The sequence below is a fragment of the Exiguobacterium sp. s80 genome, from assembly GCF_018618725.1.
In the GTDB taxonomy this organism is placed as follows: Bacteria; Bacillota; Bacilli; order Exiguobacteriales; family Exiguobacteriaceae; genus Exiguobacterium_A; species Exiguobacterium_A oxidotolerans.
Window position 1 is genome coordinate 613,128 of the sequence record NZ_JACSMP010000001.1, and the last position, 16,440, is coordinate 629,567.

Consider the following 16,440-nt stretch of genomic DNA (forward strand, 5'->3'; position numbering starts at 1 on the left):
AAAATACATTTCCATCATTTTAACATTTGATTAAGATTAAAACCATATAGTGGTAAAATAGATAAGAGACAAAAAGAAAAATCCTACTCTTTACCATGGTTTTTATGTAATAAGAGGGGGGCAATCATGAAAAAAATTATCTTAGGCGAACTGCTAAAATTTTATGGAAAACAGATGGGGACGAGCCTGTTTTACATAGGGGCATTACTGGTGTTTCCTTTTAGTGTTCTCATGAAAGTTGTTGCCGATATTCGTGAAACCTATACCTATATGGACTTTGCTAGTTTACTGGATGGGCTCGTCATCCCGATGCAGGGAATCATGTTATTGGTTGCCGTCTATATGTACCGACTTGTCGCGGATGAAATCCAGTACCGACAAAGCATTCTTTTTCCAGACATCGTCCGGATTCAGTATCAACGCGTGATAGCAATACTCATGAATCATGCTCTGTTTACCGGTATGGCTCTTTTGTTTGGTGCCACAGGAATGTTTGTCTATTTTCATCAGGAACAAGTTCCGTGGTCTAGCTTCCAACTGGACATATTACGGCACATCTTGATTTTTTATTTTCTTCCACTTGTCCTCGCAGCCTTATGGGGAATAAATTGTGCGATGATTTTCGGGAAACAAAAAATTGGAATGCTTGTATTGGTTCTCATCTGGGTGTTCCTCGGACCTCTGAATACCGAGTTCTTTTCTGCTTATTTTTATGAAGGTGGATTGGAAGGAGACCGCAGTTTTCTGTTTATCGGTCCTTTGCAACCTGGTAGTGTATATGTGCCGCTCGTTGGATATCTTGGAAACCAAGCATTACTGTTGAAAATCTTCATTCACATCGTGCTTCAAAGTATCATTCTGTTTCTGTTAATTGGTCAGTGGCACCTCAGATTGTCACGACAATGGATGACAGTAGTCATTTCATTACTCGTGCTTTGCCTGCTGATCATAATCTCACCTTATGCGCTGGCGAACAACCAACAGACCTTTGACCGGAGTCACGATGCTGAGCTAGCCCAACATTATAAAACACCTTATCGGTTTCAGCCGAATCATAAAAATTTGGACTATACGATTCAAAAGATGAATTTAACTTTAAATCCTGTCGAAAATCAGATAGAGACGGATGCGGAACTGAAAATCCAGTCAGATCAGGCGCATATTGTCTTGTCTTTATGGCACGAGTACCACATCACATCCGTATCAGCCGGACAAAAAAAGTTGCAGTATAAACAGTACGGCGACTTTATTAGCATGTCGCTTCCTCCGCAGGCACGAACGCACACCGTGACGATCCGTTATCAACTCCACAACAGTCCTCATTTTCCGGTGACAGAGGAAGAATGGTATCTGCCGGCGACGACAAATTGGTACCCGGCCCGCCAAGTTGAGCCCATCAATCGTTTAGGCGTGGAGACGCTTGATCTGATTGTTGACCGATCTAATCTGATGAATGTGCGAATCACAGGTGAGTTGCCGAATGATCTCGTATCGAATTTAACAAGACAGGATGAAAATACGTACATAGGACGAGTATCAGGTGTGACGTTGCTTCGTGGGAACCTGTCGACCTATGAAGCTAGAGGGATCCAGATCGTAACGGATTCTTCCTGGTCCAATCCTTCGACTTATTGGTTGCCGGTCGAACAGGTACTGAAACATACAAATACAGTTATTCGGCGCACGTTTGGGAAAAAAGTGATTTTTCCGGATAAGGTGGTGCTTATTTCGCCGAACCTTGAGCGAAACAGTTTCTGTGATAGTCATCATTTGTTGTTGCAAGTGGGGACTAACCTCAGACTGGATCAAAGTTTAAATGAAGTGATTGCGGCCTATGTACCGGGCTTGATGTGGTCTGAGACATCAAGCCACGTCAAAATAGATCCAAAGTGGAAGCTGTTTAATGCCGCACTTGCCTACTGGTTGCAAATCGAACTGAAACTCGAACCGATTGAGATTGATTCATTTTATCTTCAACAAACCGGACGGGATATGAAGCAACTTAACGGTTGGATCAAAATGTTTTCTGATCGCAGTCATGACCAGCAGTTGGTGCTGTTACAGAAATGGTACCGTGAGTTGAATGCCAAGCAGAAGGGAGGGAACAGGGATGATTGAAGTGCAACATCTGTCCAAGTCTTACCGCAAAAAACACATTCTGCATCAAGTCTCGCTAGAAATCGAAGGTATCTATGGATTGCTTGGTCCAAACGGAGCCGGGAAAACAACATTAATGAAAATGCTCTGTGGATTGACGTCGATTACCGGCGGACAGATTGTGATTGACGGTCAATCCGTTGTCCGGAGAAAGTATGCCGATGTTTCCGATCGAGTCGGTTTCCTACCGCAAGATTTTAATGTCTATCCGACTTTAAAAGTGGAAGAAGTACTTCTTCATTTTGCTTTATTGCAAGGAATCATGGAGATGAACCAGCGGCAGGAACGGGTGGAGGAAGCATTGAGACGCGTCAATCTGCAAGACAAAGCACAAACACGGATGAATGAGTTGTCCGGATGGATGCGGCGTCGGGTCGGTATTGCGCAACTGTTGTTACGGAAACCGGAGATTTTAATTTTTGATGAGCCGACAGCTGGTTTAGATATCGAAGAACGGATTCGTTTTCGTAATCTGTTACATGAGTTGGGGGTAGACCACACGATTGTCATCTCCTCGCATCTCGTCGAGGACATCGAGTTCCTCTGTACAAAGATTGGGATTATCAAAGGTGGCTCCGTCCAGTTTGAAGGTACTCCGACCGAGTTAAAAGCACAAGCGGTTGGCTACCTCGGACAAGTTGACGTCATGGCAGAGGATCTTGGAAGGTGGATGCAGGATGAGCGTGTCGTACATTTAAATGAAAAAGGGGACGTCGTGGAAGTACGTTTTTTAGAAGACGAGGCGACTGGCATTTCTACAATCGAACCGAAGTTAATGGATGGCTACTTGATAGTCATGCGACGTGCTATATGAAGAAAAGGCAGATTCTCCATCACTTATTTATGTTCGATTGGAAACTGCACGGCGTCGCTGCATTACTTCCGGTGCTGGTCTTCCTTGTGTTGGAGGTGTCTGCGTTATCGGATTGCCTGACGTCCGGAATTCAAATCGTTCATACCGTGTTTATTCCGTGTGTGGCGTGGACCATTATGTTACACCTCCACCCTCTATTTGAAGAAGGAGCGTATCACACGTTAGTTTTGCAGTATCGAAAGTGGATTTGGATAGACGCAGGCAGGTTTTTCCTCGTTTATTTTGGTGGATACATCGTGTTGATGGCGACAATTCTCGAATTAGATTTTAGCGCCTTGCCATTTCTTGTATATGTTCATCATATCTTGTTGCTGTTGTTATTTTTATTTGTCGGGATGAGTCTGATGTTGTGGACTCAGAAGTTTGAATACGCGCTCGCCTTAATCTTGATGTACACCTTATTAGAAATCGTCACAAAAGGACAGTTCATGCCATGGCCACACGTTTTTCAGCTCGATGTTAATCTGACCGATCCTCTTTACCAATCCAAAGTTCAACGGGTTGGTGTTCTGACAATCCTTTTTGCCGGATTGTCGGGTATTCGATTATGGCAACGATCTTAAACAAAAACCGACTAAGAAGCCTTGCTCTTAAAGTTCTTCCGTCTCGACAATTTACCAGACAGAATCAATCCGCCGGAACAACCGATTTTGCTCGAGTTCATCACGTCTCATCAATCGTAAAGAGATAACGTGATGCGTGACATGTTTACGAGCTCTGTTCCTTTAAAGGTAAGTTGATAGATATCCGGCTTTGTCGTTTGGCGAAGAAAATTAAAATCGTACATAGCATCAAAGTGGTGAAAAATCGCAGTCATGATGAAACCGTGCGTGCCGATGACGAGCCGTTTTCCAGCGTTCTTTTGCAAAATCAACATCAATGCCTGAATTCCACGGTGCTGACAGGATTGAAATGTTTCCGAGCCGTCGCGAGAAAAATCGTGATCAGTAAACATCTGTTGGACGAGCGGATAGACGTCAGCTTGCGGCATCGTCTGGTGTTGTCCGGAAAAGGCACATTCCCGTAAGTTTTCTTCAATCAAGATGTCTTTCCCGAAATAATGCGCTGCCGCTTCAATCGTCAACAACGAACGCTGATAGGGACTGGAGAAAAACAGATCAATCTTTTTATCCTTTAAGTAGGTTGTGACGTGTTGTGCAGCCATTTGTCCGCCATCAGTTAAACCTCGTGTTCGTTCATCCAAATCGGTTTTCGGAGATTCAGCGTGCCTTACAAAGTAAACAGTTGTCATAGAAGCGGAACCCGCCTTTCTGTGATGGAGTAAAGTGATTGGTGAGGTAAAAATTAAAGGATACAGCTGACAAAGCAGATTAAAGCCCTACTTGATTAATTATGAGCCATTTCACAAAAAAGAGACATTCATTTTAACCTATGTGGAATGGGAACAAAGAGGTTGCTCTGGGATGCGTTTCAGAATCTATACTGAAGACGAACAGTACATTATCCCGCAAGGAGGAACACCATGCGCTTATTTGCCATTGATTTAGACGGCACGTTGTTACACTCAACTCATATAATTTCAGAACGAAATGTCTCAGCGGTCAAGCAATGCCAGAAGAATGGAGACATCGTCGTGATTGCGACAGGACGTGCCGCGTTTGACGCAGCGCACCTGTTACGGTTCCATGAACTCAATTGTCCAATCATCGGTTCAAACGGAGCAGAACTCCGGGCAGAATACGAAGGAGAACCGATACGGAAAAATACTTATGTTCCCTCTGATGAGAGTGAAGCCATCTTGAACTGCTTGCTGAAGCAGAACGTATATCTTCAAATTTACTTGGAAGATGAAATTCTGATGACGTATGACGCGACGGATCAGTTGATGAAAAAAATCAAAGAAGAACAAGGAACCAATCCGTCGTTTCAAGCTGACAAATTTCTTAAATCCGTGCACCCTCAATTGACGCAGTATGGCGTCCGGGAAGTAACGGATTTCTCTGATGTCAATTTCACGCAAGTCATGAAAATCATGATTGTCAGTCCGAAAGCAGTCGTACTTAAACAGATTCAAAATGACTTGTCGTCACGAAACTGCACCGTTACAAGCTCTGGCCCATTTAACCTTGAGGTGACGGCGAGCGGAAGTGATAAAGGAATGGCGTTGCAACAATTTGCTGAACGGATGGGAATTCTACTGACAGCAACCGTAGCGATCGGCGATCATCACAATGACTTGCCGATGTTTCGGGTGGCCGGGACAAGTATTGCGATGGGGAATGCGGAAGACACCGTTAAACGACTGGCGACTTACAAGACAGGACATCATGATGACGATGGAGTTGCCATGGCGTTAGAAACGTTCCGTTCGATTCAAGTCGGACATAAAGGAGTACAGGATGGCAAATATTACTGAAATCGCAAAGGAAGCCGGCGTTTCCCGCTCGACGGTCTCCCGTGTGTTGAACAATCAGCCGTATGTCATTGCTGAGAAACGGGAGGCCGTCTTACGGGCAATGAAGCAACTGGATTATCGGCCGAATCAAAATGCGGTTCATTTGTCGCGTGGCAAAACAAATGTCATCGGTGTGATGGTTCCGCAAATCAACCATCCGTTTTTCAGTCAACTGATCGAGGGCATCGGTATTGCCTGTGCCGAACAGAACATTTCGATGCTGATTCATCAAACGTTTAGTGACAGGGAACAGGAACAGCTGTCGTTTACACAACTGCGGCATAAACAAATCGACGGGCTGATCATCGGATCGTCAGTCAGTCCGCCGGAAGCACTTGAGCGTGTTCGACGCGATGGTCCGGTCGTAATCTGCGAACAGCGGGAAGAAAGTCTCGCGCAGGTCGCTGTTGATCATCAAAGCGGAGTCTTAGCAGTGTTATCTCATCTAGTGGAACGGGGGCATTCTTCTCTCGGACTGTGTCTCGGAAATCCGGCGAGCGGAGTTGGTTTGATTCGCCGTCATGCTTTCGAAGCGTTCGTTCAGGAACACGGACTACTCGTTTCGCCGGATTGGTATTTTGAGGAGAACTATTCCTTTGCCGATGGACAAAAGGTCATGAATCAGTTGTTGACGCTCACAGACCGACCAACTGCGATGATTGTCGGAAACGATTATGTCGCTGCCGGCATCATTCATCAGGCGAAACAAGAAGGTATTAAAATTCCGGATATGCTTGCTGTGACCGGCTTTGACAATCAGGCGATTGCGGAGGCAATGGGGATGACCACCGTTGCCCAACCGATTGAACGACTCGGAAAAGAAGCGGTCCAACTGCTCGATCGATTGGCTGCGGGAAAAGAGCCTCCCATCTGTCAGCCGATTCCACTCGAGCTGATTGTGCGTGAAACGACATGATACTTGAAAGTTGTAAAGCTTGTAAACGTAGCGGTTTATCTTCTCAAAGCGGTCATATTCAAAAGCGGTTGGTCAGGAGAGGATTATATGGAAATCTATCAATTTAAAAAAGAAGTGGGTAAGAAAATTACAAAGTTCGACTCTGATTTTGTGATGTCACGTATTACACAGACAGACAAAGTAGCACATATCGGATGTGTGCATTTAGATGAGGATGGATTAATCGGTTATCATCAGGCTGTTGTTTCTCAGCTTCTTGTAGTTGTAAACGGAGAAGGCTGGGTCAAAGGTGAGACGGATGAATATATCAAAGTTCATAGTGGGGAAGCCGTATTCTGGGATAAAGATGAATGGCATGAAACTAAAACAGATACGGGGTTGACTGCAATCGTTATAGAAAGCGAAGAGCTAATCACTTCATCATTAACATCTTTGAAGAAAATATAAGTGTTAACTAAATATGAAAAACTTTTAAAACCATCTTAGTTCAGTTACTTTACATAAAATGCTTTCGTTTGTACAGTTTATCTTCAATCCACAGCCAAACCCGGGTGCCGAGGTACACATTTCCGACCGTGACGACAAAGAGGATACCGAGCATGATGATGCCGCTCTGATCAAAAGTAAGAAGCGATTGGAAGATTGTAAAGACGGCGATTAACAGAAGTGGGACGGTAATACTGAGCCAAACAGAAAAAAATAAAAGTGGTTTCCACATACAAATCTTCCTTTCGTCTTTCATTTCTTCTTTTAGTATATGACGAATTTTAATATTAAGTGCAAAATTTAACGAAAAAAAAGAAAAGCCAAGGGAGGATGTCTCGTAACGAGAGGGTCTTCCTTTTGTATTTATGCAACCGATTGCATCCGTATTCGATTAAAGCAGCAGATTAAATGAATCGTTTCTCTTGCAAAAAACTAGTTTTTATTTCTTAGGTTTTGTGTAAAAATAGAGGACAACAAACTGAGAGAATTTTTAGAAAAATGAACGAATATATTATCTAATTTTTTGGATAAAAGAGAAAATCGTCGTTTTTCAAATTCTAAATAATTTATTTGCTTTAAGCCTGGAGGGGAAAGTATGAAAGTGTTGAAGATGTGGAACCAAATCAGTTTAGTGAAACAAATTGCAATCGGCTTGATTCTTGGTATTATTTTAGCTGTATCGATTCCTGAAGCCGCAAAATCCTTAACGATTTTTGGAACACTGTTTGTTTCCGCGTTGAAGGGAGTTGCACCGGTCCTGGTCTTCTTCCTCGTCATGGCGTCGATTGCCCAGCATAAAAAAGGACAGCAGACGAACATGAAGTCAATCGTCTTTTTGTATCTTCTCGGTACGTTCTTAGCAGCAATCGTGGCAGTCGTGTTTAGCTTCCTGTTCCCGGTAGATATTACTCTGACTCAAAATACAGAAGAACTGACTGCTCCGGGGAATGCCGTCGAAGTTCTCCGGACGCTCGTCTTGAATGTGGTCGACAATCCAGTCAACGCGTTAATCAATGCGAACTACATCGGTATTCTAGCATGGGCCATCGTCTTAGGGTTAGCGCTTAAAAATGCTTCGGATACGACGAAGACGTTCATCTCGAATTTCTCGGACGCGATCGCTAAAGTGGTCGGATGGATCATCAAGCTCGCTCCGCTCGGTATCATGGGGCTTGTCATCGGAGCGATCACGGAAAATGGTCTCAGCTCTTTGCTTAGTTATCTCAATTTATTACTCGTCTTGATTGGTTCTATGCTCGCTGTTGCACTGATCATCAATCCGCTGCTTGTATTCATCAATGTTCGTCAAAATCCTTATCCGCTTGTCTTCAAATGTCTTCGTGAGAGCGGCATTACGGCTTTCTTCACACGGAGCTCGGCAGCAAATATTCCGGTCAACATGGAACTCTGTAAGAAGCTTGGCCTTGATAAAGAAACATACGGGATTTCCATCCCGCTCGGTGCGACAATTAACATGGGTGGCGCGGCAATTACGATTTCCGTCTTAACGCTCGCAGCGGTAAATACGTTAGGCATCCAAGTCGATCTTCCGACAGCGATCATCTTAAGCGTCCTGGCTGCGGTCTGTGCGTGCGGGGCTTCCGGTGTCGCAGGCGGATCACTCCTCCTGATTCCGCTCGCATGTAGTCTATTCGGTATTTCAAATGATATAGCGATGCAGGTTGTAGCCGTCGGTTTCATTATCGGAGTCTTGCAAGATTCGTTTGAGACAGGTCTTAACTCTTCGACAGACGTTCTGTTTACGGCGACAGCTGAATTCAAAAAACGTTTAAGAGAAGGGGAACAACTGTCAATCAACCGATCGGTCATGGCTGCAGAAACAGCTGAAAAAGTCGTCAATAGCTGACTCGATTGTAAATAGTATCGGTGATGCTACAAAAAAAGGTTAAAACCACCCGAATGGGATGTGTTTTAACCTTTTTTCTTTAGACGGATCGGCCAGCCTTGATTGACATGGATGTCGTATTCCAAGAATGGGTGTTGACAGGGCCGCTCAACGTTAGCGTGAGGAAATGGTATCGGTAGGGAGCATCATCTGCCTGAGTAAAATATTTGGGTTTTTTTTCATAAATGAAACTTAATAAAGGAAAATATCGTATTTGTTAGTAGTATAATGTTTTTATGAAACGAACCGAGCTACTAATAGAACACGATACATATCTTGGAGGAAATATTTATGACCTTACCATTCATCGGTCTTGTTGCCGGTCTCTTCTTATTGATAGTAGGAACGTACTTCATCCGGTCGAAGCATGCGAAGCAGACGCCGTTAGAGGGAAATGGGAGTTACGTCGACAACATCGATTCATTCGTGTTCGGCATTCTACTCTCAATCGGAACGATCATTTTTTGTTCGTTGACCGTCAGACAGTACGGTTATATATGTATCGCAGGAGGACTGTTCGTACTGTACTATGTCAATTCTGTCTGGTAAACGATTGAGATGAGGAATTGACTCATTTTGGAAGTAGTACATAAATCGAAGTAAAGGGAGAGCACAATGATTCAATTATTAAAACAAATCGACAATCAAGTGCACCACATCGTCTATCACCAGGAAGGACGAATATTGTTTTACCGGGAAGGGATTGCCCGCAAAGAACAGATAAAGAATAGTGAAGACATGATGGAAATCAATGAAGAGTCGTCGACTGTCCGCGTACCCTGTCGAAATACGATTGTCGCCTATCGTCAGAAAAAAGAATGGATTCGTGAGAAGCTGGAAGACGGCTATATGCGCTCAACGTTTTCGCAATCAGAAGCGATTGAATACCGCGCAGATCGACGGATCATTCAATTACGCATGTTGAGCGCTGTTCTCGTCATGTTGAGCGGATTACTGACGCTGACAGGTATCTTGCCAATCCCGGGTATATGACGCTCGTCGTTCTGATGATTTTCTATCCGATGCATCTCGAAGGGAAATCAGTACGTGAGCGCTTTTATCGCTGGTCAGGAGTACTTTTCCTGTTTGCGTTAGCTGGCTCATCGCTGATGCTCGCCAGTCAGTATGGTCTTGACGGACATGCTGGCACACGGTGCAGAGCGGGATCATCAGGATGCAAAAGGGCGAACGGCGCTCGACTTTGCATTGAAACACCGGTATTCGGAAATCATTAAGCTGTTACAAACCATACATAGGGGGAAATAAGATGAAAAAATGGATTGGTCTCATTATTCTTGTACAAACGATCTTGTTTGGCATGCTGATTATCCAACTCGACAAAATGACAGACACGATTGCGGAAGCAGGCGCATATATCGCTACGAATGAGGGGGATCTTGTTTGGGGAGGCGGTCTTCCGGTAATGGATTATGTCTTATTTGGCATCTTGATCATTGTCGGCATCTATCTCCTCATCCCGGAAGATAAATTAAAGTGAAAACGGTTAAAAAGTGTAGGTCGACTCAAATGTCAAGTGATAAAATAAAGAATGGGATATTTATCCTTATATATACTTAATTTAAAAGGGTCGGTTCATATGAAAAAAGTAACATTACGGAATGTGTTAGCAAGCGGTGTCGTTCGTTCTGCTTCTTGAAGAAGCGGTCAAAGGCATTAACAAGATGTTTGACGTTCGTCTGCACAGACATGCTATCGACTTCCTTCAGCCAGTCGAACGCCTGCTTCAACAACGGAAGTTCTTTTGAACAAGAACCGTAAGACATTCCTTTACCTGTCGCTTTATACGTCTCATCCCACTTCGCTAAAAAGTGGTTGAAGACGAAGCGCGAACAACCGATCGTCTTCGCAATCAGGATTTCCTGTTCTTTTGTCGGGTAGATTCTGAATTTGTAGGCCTTGTGTGTCAACATGATGTTCACCTCCTTACAACGGATATACCCGAAAGAGAGGGTGGCGATTCATCTCCTACTTTCACTCGGGCTTCACCAGGACCGTTTAGAAGTGGGCGTATTCTCACCTGATTTTGATAAAAAAGTCGAGTCGTATAAAAAAGACTATGCAGCTGCGGTCAAAGAAGTCAAAGCACTAAAAAAATTCATTCCTGAAGTGAACACGGCGAAGGAGAAAAAGATAACGGATCGACGTGTCGCGGCCTTGAAGAAAGAAACGGCGCGCTTGAAGGCGAAATCAAAAGCGTTGTTAAAACAGGGCCAAGCCCTGTACAAAGTCATCACAAACTATGAGCAACAACAAATCCTCTCGTTTGAAAGCCGGTACGGTTCAATCAGCGAAGTGTTGACGCTGATCAGCTACCGTGACTATCTCACGCGCTTGGACAACTATATAACGGAAAACCATTACAGCAAGGATGCAAAAGCGGATATTATCGACCTTAACAGTGAACGGATGTTAAACGCGCGGGAAGAATCGTCAGAACGGTTAGGGGACACGCGTGGCAAGATGTTCCTGTTGATTTACGCCGGTAAATTCGAAGAAGCGAACGAACTCTTTACGTATGCGAAAGACACGATCGTCGTCGAGGAAAACGCCCGATTAGACGCATTGTACACGAAAATCATTGAACGGTATATGAAGAAGTAAATATAAAACAGCATCCTGCCGGGATGCTGTTTTTACGTAAACAAACAGGAAAGGAAGAATCATTCTCCCTTTCCTGTCATCAATTATTTTCCTGGCTTTGTTTTATAGAAACTGTAGAAGACGCTGATCAGGATGACGAGGACGATCGTACCGAGCGACATCCAGAGTGGCATTTTGTAGACATCACCGAGAATCATCTTCGCTCCGATGAAGACGAGCATGAAGCTGAGACCGTGCTTCAGGTAATAGAAGCGGTCGATCAGGTTCGCGAGGACGAAGTAGAGACTGCGGAGTCCGAGGATTGCCATGATGTTCGCATAGAAGATGATGAACGGGTCACGCGAATAGGCAAAGCTTGCTGCGACCGAGTCGACGGCGAAGACGATATCCGAGATTTCGATGAAGATCAACGCGATCAACAGCGGTGTGAAGAACAATTTGCCGTTGATTCGCTGCGTAAACTTACCGGACGAGATGTCTTGTGTGATTGGCAAACGTTTTTCAAGCCAATGGACCGTCTTGTTCTCTTCAAGCGACGTTTCCTGCCCGATGTTCTTAAACATCATGTAACCGGTGTAGACGAGGAACGCACCGAAGATGTAGTAGACCCAGGCGAAGTTCTCAAGGAGCGACACCCCGGCGACGATGAAGATGACGCGGAAGAGAATGGCACCGAGAATGCCCCAGAACAGGACTTTGTGCTGATACTTCAACGGAATCGCAAAGTACGCAAAGACGAGTGAGAAGACGAAGACGTTATCAATCGCAAGTGCCTTTTCGATGAAATAGACGCTCGTGTACTCAATGGCAGCGTCGCTGCCTTGCGCATAAAATAACCAACCGCCAAAGGCGACGGCGAGTCCGATCCAGACGAACGTCCACGTCCAGGCTTCGCGGAGCGAGACCTCATGAGCTTTCCTGTGAAATACGCCAAGATCCAGTGCGAGCATGATGAAGACGATCGCTAAAAATACAATCAATAGTGTCAACAGCGCTTCCTCCTTTTAAGTGGTGTTCTGTTCATATTTAAATTATAGGTTCAAATGAACTTAAAGTAAAGAAGGAAGTGTGCTGCTTTTGTTTATAAAATCAATCAGACACTTTTTCGTCTTAAAATCAAAAGGGGAGATTGGTATGGAAAAAACAAGTGCCATCAACAAAACCGCCTGGGAATACCGGGCTTATGAATTTTGGAATCAACGCGATGGATCGCCGGCGGACAAGGCGAAAGCAATCAGGAACGACCCGAAAGCGAGTCTGAAGAAACATCAGCACTTGTTTAAAGAGGTTACCGGCAAAAAAAATTGCCAATCTCTGCGGATCGAACGGGCGCAAAGCGGTTCCGCTGGCGTTACTCGGTGCTGACGTCACGGTCTTCTACATCTCGGAAGAAAACCGCCGTTATGCGCTTGAGCTTGCCGCCTGTGCCGGGACGCACCTCGAGTATATCGTTGGAGATATCTATGAAATTAATTTGAAGACGTACCGGCATCAGTTTGATGTCCTGTATCTTGAAGGCGGGACATTACATTATTTTCATGACCTGGAGGCATTCACGGCGATTTTGTTTGCCTTGCTCAAGCCGGGCGGGAAGCTGATTTTAAGCGACTATCACCCGATCAAACATTGTATTGATGAAGACACGTACATCCCGCGTTATTTCGATCAGGATGTGTACGAAGACAAAATCGCCTATCAATCACATTTTGATCCCGCTGAGCAAACGGAGTTTCCGAAAGTGATGCTGCGGCACTATACGATGAGTGAGATCGTAAACACGGTCATCCGGAACGGCTTCACCCTCGCACAATTGGACGAGCACCGGGGCTGGAACGGCGAAAACATCCCGTGGGAATTCACGCTCGTCGCGACGACATAAAACCCGGCATCCATTTACGGATGCCGGGTTTGTTTTTCGATGGCGTGAAAGATGGGCTGCAAACTCTCGCCGATTGGTGTCAGACGATAGATGGATGCCGGTCGTTCGATGACTCCGCGTTGTTCGAGTTGCGCGAGACAAACGGTCAACTCAGGTGTGGAATGTGCTGATCCGACTGCTGTCAGTTGTTCGAAGGAACAGGGAGCTTGCAACAGCACCCGAATAATCTGCATCTCGAACTTGGTCCCGAGGATCTGGACCGTATGGTCAAGTGCGCGTATATCAGATGTCATGTGATACACCTCCTCAACGTAACGGCGGGAAGTGCGGCAAAACATAGGTTCCGAGTTCATCAATGACCTCTTCCGCCGATCGTTCACTGTCGAACAGGGCGAAGAAAAGGTGATTGACACCTAGATCACGGTAGAGATGGAGCAGTTCAATCAAACGATTGCGTCCGATTCGGAATCCAAGTCGGATCGGTGTCGGTTCTTCATCCGGATCAGCAGATAGATCGAGATGCATTGGCATCGAAAACGGGCGGAACCGGGTTATTCCGGCGTCTTGACTCGTCCGGCGCCAATCCTCAATCGCTTTTGCCTGTTCCAAAGGTCCTTGCGGATAATACATCCAGCCGTCCCCGTTGGTTGCAAGCCAGTCCATGTTTTGTTGGGCAAACCCGGTAATCATCGTCGGAATCCGCTTCTGTGGTCGCGGCACGAGTGTCGCACCGGTGACGTCGCCGTACTCAGACTGAATCGTCGGGTAGTCCGTATACAATGCTTGCTCCATCACGCGTAACGCTTCTTTAAACTGGACACCCCGACTCGGATGATCAATTCCGAGACCATGAAAATCCGCTTGCCGGTCGCCGGACGAAACACCGAGTATCAGCCGTTCCGGGAACAGTGCGTCAATCGTCGCGAGTTCTTTGGCAGCCCGTAACGGGTGACGGAGCGGCAGGACCAAAGCAGATGTTCCGAGGGCAATCTGTTTCGTCTGACTGAGTAGGTGAGTACCATAAATCAACATGTCATAAATTTGACCGACGGCAGGATCAAAAAAATAAGGATCTTTCAACAGCACGTCGCGTAACCAAAGGGTTGTAAAACCAAACAGATCGGCTTTTTGTGCCAGCTCGATTTGTTTCGCGAGGGTCGGTGTCTGCATCTTAAAATTCTCCAGCGGAATGTGGAGACCGAGCGTCAGCTCACCTTCCCGGTACATCCGCTGGTAACTGGTATGATTGTCAAACATGAAATTTCCTCCTTACTGGTGTTCGAGACGACGGGAGACGGCAGTCAAAATGACGGCGAGAATGACCATGATGCCACCGACCCACGGTGTGTGAACGAGTCCAATCGTGTCGGCGACAAGTCCGCCGATCGTTGCACCAAGGGCGATCCCGATGTTAAAGGCGGAGATGTTTAACGCAGACGCGACATCAACGGCAGCCGGGACATATTTTTCAGCGAGCTGAACGATATAGAGTTGCAGTCCCGGGACATTCATGAACGCAAGAAGTCCCATCAAGATGATGCCGATGATACCGGCGACTTTAAACGGAATCATGAATGACAAGGCGATCATGACGATGGCGTGCAAAATGAACATATAGAACAATGCTTTAATCGGATTGCCGTTGGCGAGTTTTCCACCTGCTGCGTTGCCGATCGCGACGGCAATGCCGTAGACGAGCAGGATGATGCTGATCAGGCTCGGACTGATTTTCGTGACGTCCTGCATGATCGGCGTCAAGTAGGTGAAGGCGACAAACGTTCCACCGTAACCAAGCGCAGTGATTAAGAAACCGAGCATCAAGCGCCCGTTCGTCAACAATTTAAACATGTCGGAAAACTTCGCTGGTGGGGATTGTTTCAAGTCTTTTGGAATTAAGAAGAAACTGGCGATGATTGAGACAAGACCTAATGCGGCTACTGCGAAGAACGTCGCGCGCCAACCGAACGCTTGACCGATGAACGTACCAAGCGGGACGCCGGTAACCGTTGCGACCGTCAGTCCGGTGAACATCAAGGCGATGGCACTGGCTTTTTTATCTGCCGGTACGAGCTGAACGGCAATCGTCGCACCAATCGAGAAGAAGACACCGTGCGAGAATGCGGTGATAAAACGGGCGACGATCAACAGTTCAAAACTGGGAGCGACGGCAGAGACGAGATTACCGGCTATAAAGATGACCATCAATGCCATCAGTAACGTTTTCCGGTTCATCCGGTTCGTTAAAGCAGTCAGAATCGGGGCACCGACGGCGACGCCAATCGCGTAACCGGAAATGATCAACCCGGCAAGAGTGATGCCGATATTTAAGTCACCGGCGATGGCAGCAAGCAATCCGACCGGGACGAATTCTGTTGTTCCGATGCCGAAAGCGCTGATTGCGAGGGCAAGCAGGGCGAGGCGACCGTTTTTAGGAACCTGTTCCTGTTCGGAACGGGGGTTTAATTGATTCATGATAATTCCTCCTAAGGTTGAAATGAATAAAAAACAGTTTGTTGCCGGCAGACCGGGCCCAGTCTGCTTGATGAAAAGGAGAAGCTTCTGCATCCCATCATAGAATGGCAAGTTGAATTAAGGAAGTACGCACTTTCAAGTACCATAGGCACTAAAAAGTACCTTACCTACTTTCATCAAATCAATGGACGAAAGCAACTTGTACTTTCTGTTGACAGTTGTTATCATAAACCCATCAAATGCACTTGAGAAGTACACACTTTTAAGTACGATAGTCACTAAAAAGTACCTGTCCCGCTGTACTCCAAGAATCGAAAGGAAGAATCAGCATGGCCTATAACATTCCGGTCGAAGCGACGCTGCAAGTCATCGGAGGCAAATGGAAAGTCGTCATCATGTGCCATCTCATCAAAGGGGAACGCCGCACGAGTGAGTTGAAAAAGCTGATGCCGAACATCACGCAAAAAATGTTGACGCAGCAATTGCGCGAGCTTGAACAGGACGGTGTCATCATCCGGACCGTCTACGAACAAGTCCCACCGAAAGTCATCTATTCCTTATCCGACTACGGTTGGTCATTGCGTCCGATTCTCGACGCCATGTGTGCGTGGGGTGAAGGACATATCGATTTGACGGGTGAGGAAGTCGTTTCTTCTTAAAGAACAGCTACATGACAACACAAAACGACCGTCCTGATTTCAGGCGGTCGTTT

Annotated in this window: 21 protein-coding genes and 1 pseudogene; 15 read left to right on the top strand and 7 right to left on the bottom strand. The window is 45.8% G+C overall.

The window, feature by feature from the left end:
* Window positions 1–126: 126 nt before the first annotated feature.
* Genes KNP94_RS03135 through KNP94_RS03145 form a run of 3 tightly spaced genes read left to right on the top strand, consistent with a single transcriptional unit; the run spans window position 127 to window position 3,594 of the window.
* A complete protein-coding gene (locus tag KNP94_RS03135; protein WP_215115203.1) occupies window positions 127–2,118 on the top strand; it encodes a hypothetical protein in 1,992 nt (663 codons plus the stop codon).
* Window positions 2,111–2,971: an ATP-binding cassette domain-containing protein gene (locus KNP94_RS03140; RefSeq protein WP_215115204.1), complete on the top strand. Its 861-nt coding sequence runs from the start codon at window positions 2,111–2,113 to the stop codon at window positions 2,969–2,971. The genes KNP94_RS03135 and KNP94_RS03140 overlap by 8 nt, the downstream gene beginning before the upstream one ends.
* Complete coding sequence (locus KNP94_RS03145; protein ID WP_214769529.1) at window positions 2,968–3,594, top strand: hypothetical protein; 627 nt, start codon at window positions 2,968–2,970, stop codon at window positions 3,592–3,594. The genes KNP94_RS03140 and KNP94_RS03145 overlap by 4 nt, the downstream gene beginning before the upstream one ends.
* A 110-nt stretch (window positions 3,595–3,704) precedes the next feature.
* Here the strand turns inward: KNP94_RS03145 and KNP94_RS03150 are convergent, their stop codons facing one another.
* Entirely contained in the window at window positions 3,705–4,283 is a 579-nt protein-coding gene (locus tag KNP94_RS03150) for a histidine phosphatase family protein (protein ID WP_214765701.1), read from the bottom strand.
* Window positions 4,284–4,514: 231 nt separating this feature from the next.
* Between KNP94_RS03150 and KNP94_RS03155 the strand changes: the two genes are divergently transcribed.
* The 3 genes from KNP94_RS03155 (at window position 4,515) to KNP94_RS03165 (ending at window position 6,810) form a co-directional block, all read left to right on the top strand.
* Window positions 4,515–5,408 carry a Cof-type HAD-IIB family hydrolase gene (locus KNP94_RS03155; protein WP_215115205.1) on the top strand — a complete coding sequence of 298 codons (894 nt, stop codon included), beginning with the start codon at window positions 4,515–4,517 and terminating at the stop codon, window positions 5,406–5,408.
* Window positions 5,392–6,363, top strand: a complete 972-nt coding sequence (locus KNP94_RS03160) for a LacI family DNA-binding transcriptional regulator (RefSeq protein ID WP_215115206.1) — start codon at window positions 5,392–5,394, stop codon at window positions 6,361–6,363. Before KNP94_RS03155 ends, KNP94_RS03160 begins: the two co-directional genes overlap by 17 nt.
* Window positions 6,364–6,450: 87 nt before the next feature.
* On the top strand, window positions 6,451–6,810 hold the full coding sequence (locus KNP94_RS03165) for a cupin (RefSeq protein ID WP_215115207.1): 360 nt from the start codon (window positions 6,451–6,453) through the stop codon (window positions 6,808–6,810).
* Window positions 6,811–6,859: 49 nt separating this feature from the next.
* On the opposite strand, the gene KNP94_RS03170 is transcribed toward KNP94_RS03165, so the two are convergent.
* Window positions 6,860–7,081, bottom strand: coding sequence for a hypothetical protein (locus KNP94_RS03170; protein ID WP_214807965.1), 222 nt, complete (start codon window positions 7,079–7,081; stop codon window positions 6,860–6,862).
* 363 nt (window positions 7,082–7,444) lie between these two features.
* Between KNP94_RS03170 and sstT the strand changes: the two genes are divergently transcribed.
* The 5 genes from sstT to KNP94_RS03195 all read left to right on the top strand — a co-directional run bounded on the left by sstT (window position 7,445) and on the right by KNP94_RS03195 (window position 10,253).
* Window positions 7,445–8,716 carry a serine/threonine transporter SstT gene (gene sstT / locus KNP94_RS03175; protein ID WP_215115208.1) on the top strand — a complete coding sequence of 424 codons (1,272 nt, stop codon included), beginning with the start codon at window positions 7,445–7,447 and terminating at the stop codon, window positions 8,714–8,716.
* Window positions 8,717–9,046: 330 nt separating this feature from the next.
* Complete coding sequence (locus KNP94_RS03180; RefSeq protein ID WP_214765727.1) at window positions 9,047–9,304, top strand: hypothetical protein; 258 nt, start codon at window positions 9,047–9,049, stop codon at window positions 9,302–9,304.
* Window positions 9,305–9,370: 66 nt separating this feature from the next.
* Window positions 9,371–9,748: a hypothetical protein gene (locus KNP94_RS03185; protein ID WP_214807970.1), complete on the top strand. Its 378-nt coding sequence runs from the start codon at window positions 9,371–9,373 to the stop codon at window positions 9,746–9,748.
* A 147-nt stretch (window positions 9,749–9,895) separates the two neighbouring features.
* The gene (locus KNP94_RS16105; RefSeq protein WP_214765733.1) at window positions 9,896–10,021 is read left to right on the top strand and encodes an ankyrin repeat domain-containing protein; all 126 of its coding nucleotides are present in this window, start codon (window positions 9,896–9,898) and stop codon (window positions 10,019–10,021) included.
* Window position 10,022: 1 nt separating this feature from the next.
* Window positions 10,023–10,253, top strand: a complete 231-nt coding sequence (locus tag KNP94_RS03195; RefSeq protein WP_251131952.1) for a hypothetical protein — start codon at window positions 10,023–10,025, stop codon at window positions 10,251–10,253.
* Window positions 10,254–10,386: 133 nt separating this feature from the next.
* Here KNP94_RS03195 and KNP94_RS03200 read toward each other — a convergent pair.
* Window positions 10,387–10,686, bottom strand: a pseudogene (locus tag KNP94_RS03200) (helix-turn-helix domain-containing protein); the annotation flags it as partial.
* 40 nt (window positions 10,687–10,726) lie between these two features.
* On the opposite strand from KNP94_RS03200, the gene KNP94_RS03205 reads away from it, so the two are divergent.
* Window positions 10,727–11,377 carry a BAR domain-containing protein gene (locus KNP94_RS03205; RefSeq protein WP_215115209.1) on the top strand — a complete coding sequence of 217 codons (651 nt, stop codon included), beginning with the start codon at window positions 10,727–10,729 and terminating at the stop codon, window positions 11,375–11,377.
* 83 nt (window positions 11,378–11,460) lie between these two features.
* Here KNP94_RS03205 and KNP94_RS03210 read toward each other — a convergent pair whose 3' ends face one another.
* A complete protein-coding gene (locus KNP94_RS03210) occupies window positions 11,461–12,366 on the bottom strand; it encodes a TerC family protein (RefSeq protein ID WP_215115210.1) in 906 nt (301 codons plus the stop codon).
* Between the two features lie 145 nt (window positions 12,367–12,511).
* On the opposite strand from KNP94_RS03210, the gene KNP94_RS03215 reads away from it, so the two are divergent.
* On the top strand, window positions 12,512–12,742 hold the full coding sequence (locus KNP94_RS03215; RefSeq protein ID WP_215115211.1) for a hypothetical protein: 231 nt from the start codon (window positions 12,512–12,514) through the stop codon (window positions 12,740–12,742).
* Window positions 12,723–13,256, top strand: coding sequence for a class I SAM-dependent methyltransferase (locus KNP94_RS03220; RefSeq protein WP_251132586.1), 534 nt, complete (start codon window positions 12,723–12,725; stop codon window positions 13,254–13,256). Before KNP94_RS03215 ends, KNP94_RS03220 begins: the two co-directional genes overlap by 20 nt.
* A 14-nt stretch (window positions 13,257–13,270) precedes the next feature.
* On the opposite strand, the gene KNP94_RS03225 is transcribed toward KNP94_RS03220, so the two are convergent.
* Genes KNP94_RS03225 through KNP94_RS03235 form a run of 3 tightly spaced genes read right to left on the bottom strand, consistent with a single transcriptional unit; the run spans window position 13,271 to window position 15,728 of the window.
* Window positions 13,271–13,549: a winged helix-turn-helix transcriptional regulator gene (locus KNP94_RS03225; protein ID WP_157898472.1), complete on the bottom strand. Its 279-nt coding sequence runs from the start codon at window positions 13,547–13,549 to the stop codon at window positions 13,271–13,273.
* Between the two features lie 13 nt (window positions 13,550–13,562).
* Complete coding sequence (locus KNP94_RS03230) at window positions 13,563–14,513, bottom strand: TIGR03571 family LLM class oxidoreductase (RefSeq protein WP_215115212.1); 951 nt, start codon at window positions 14,511–14,513, stop codon at window positions 13,563–13,565.
* Between the two features lie 12 nt (window positions 14,514–14,525).
* Window positions 14,526–15,728, bottom strand: coding sequence for an MFS transporter (locus KNP94_RS03235; protein WP_214804791.1), 1,203 nt, complete (start codon window positions 15,726–15,728; stop codon window positions 14,526–14,528).
* Window positions 15,729–16,057: 329 nt separating this feature from the next.
* Between KNP94_RS03235 and KNP94_RS03240 the strand changes: the two genes are divergently transcribed.
* Complete coding sequence (locus tag KNP94_RS03240) at window positions 16,058–16,387, top strand: winged helix-turn-helix transcriptional regulator (protein WP_012370213.1); 330 nt, start codon at window positions 16,058–16,060, stop codon at window positions 16,385–16,387.
* Window positions 16,388–16,440 lie beyond the last annotated feature (53 nt).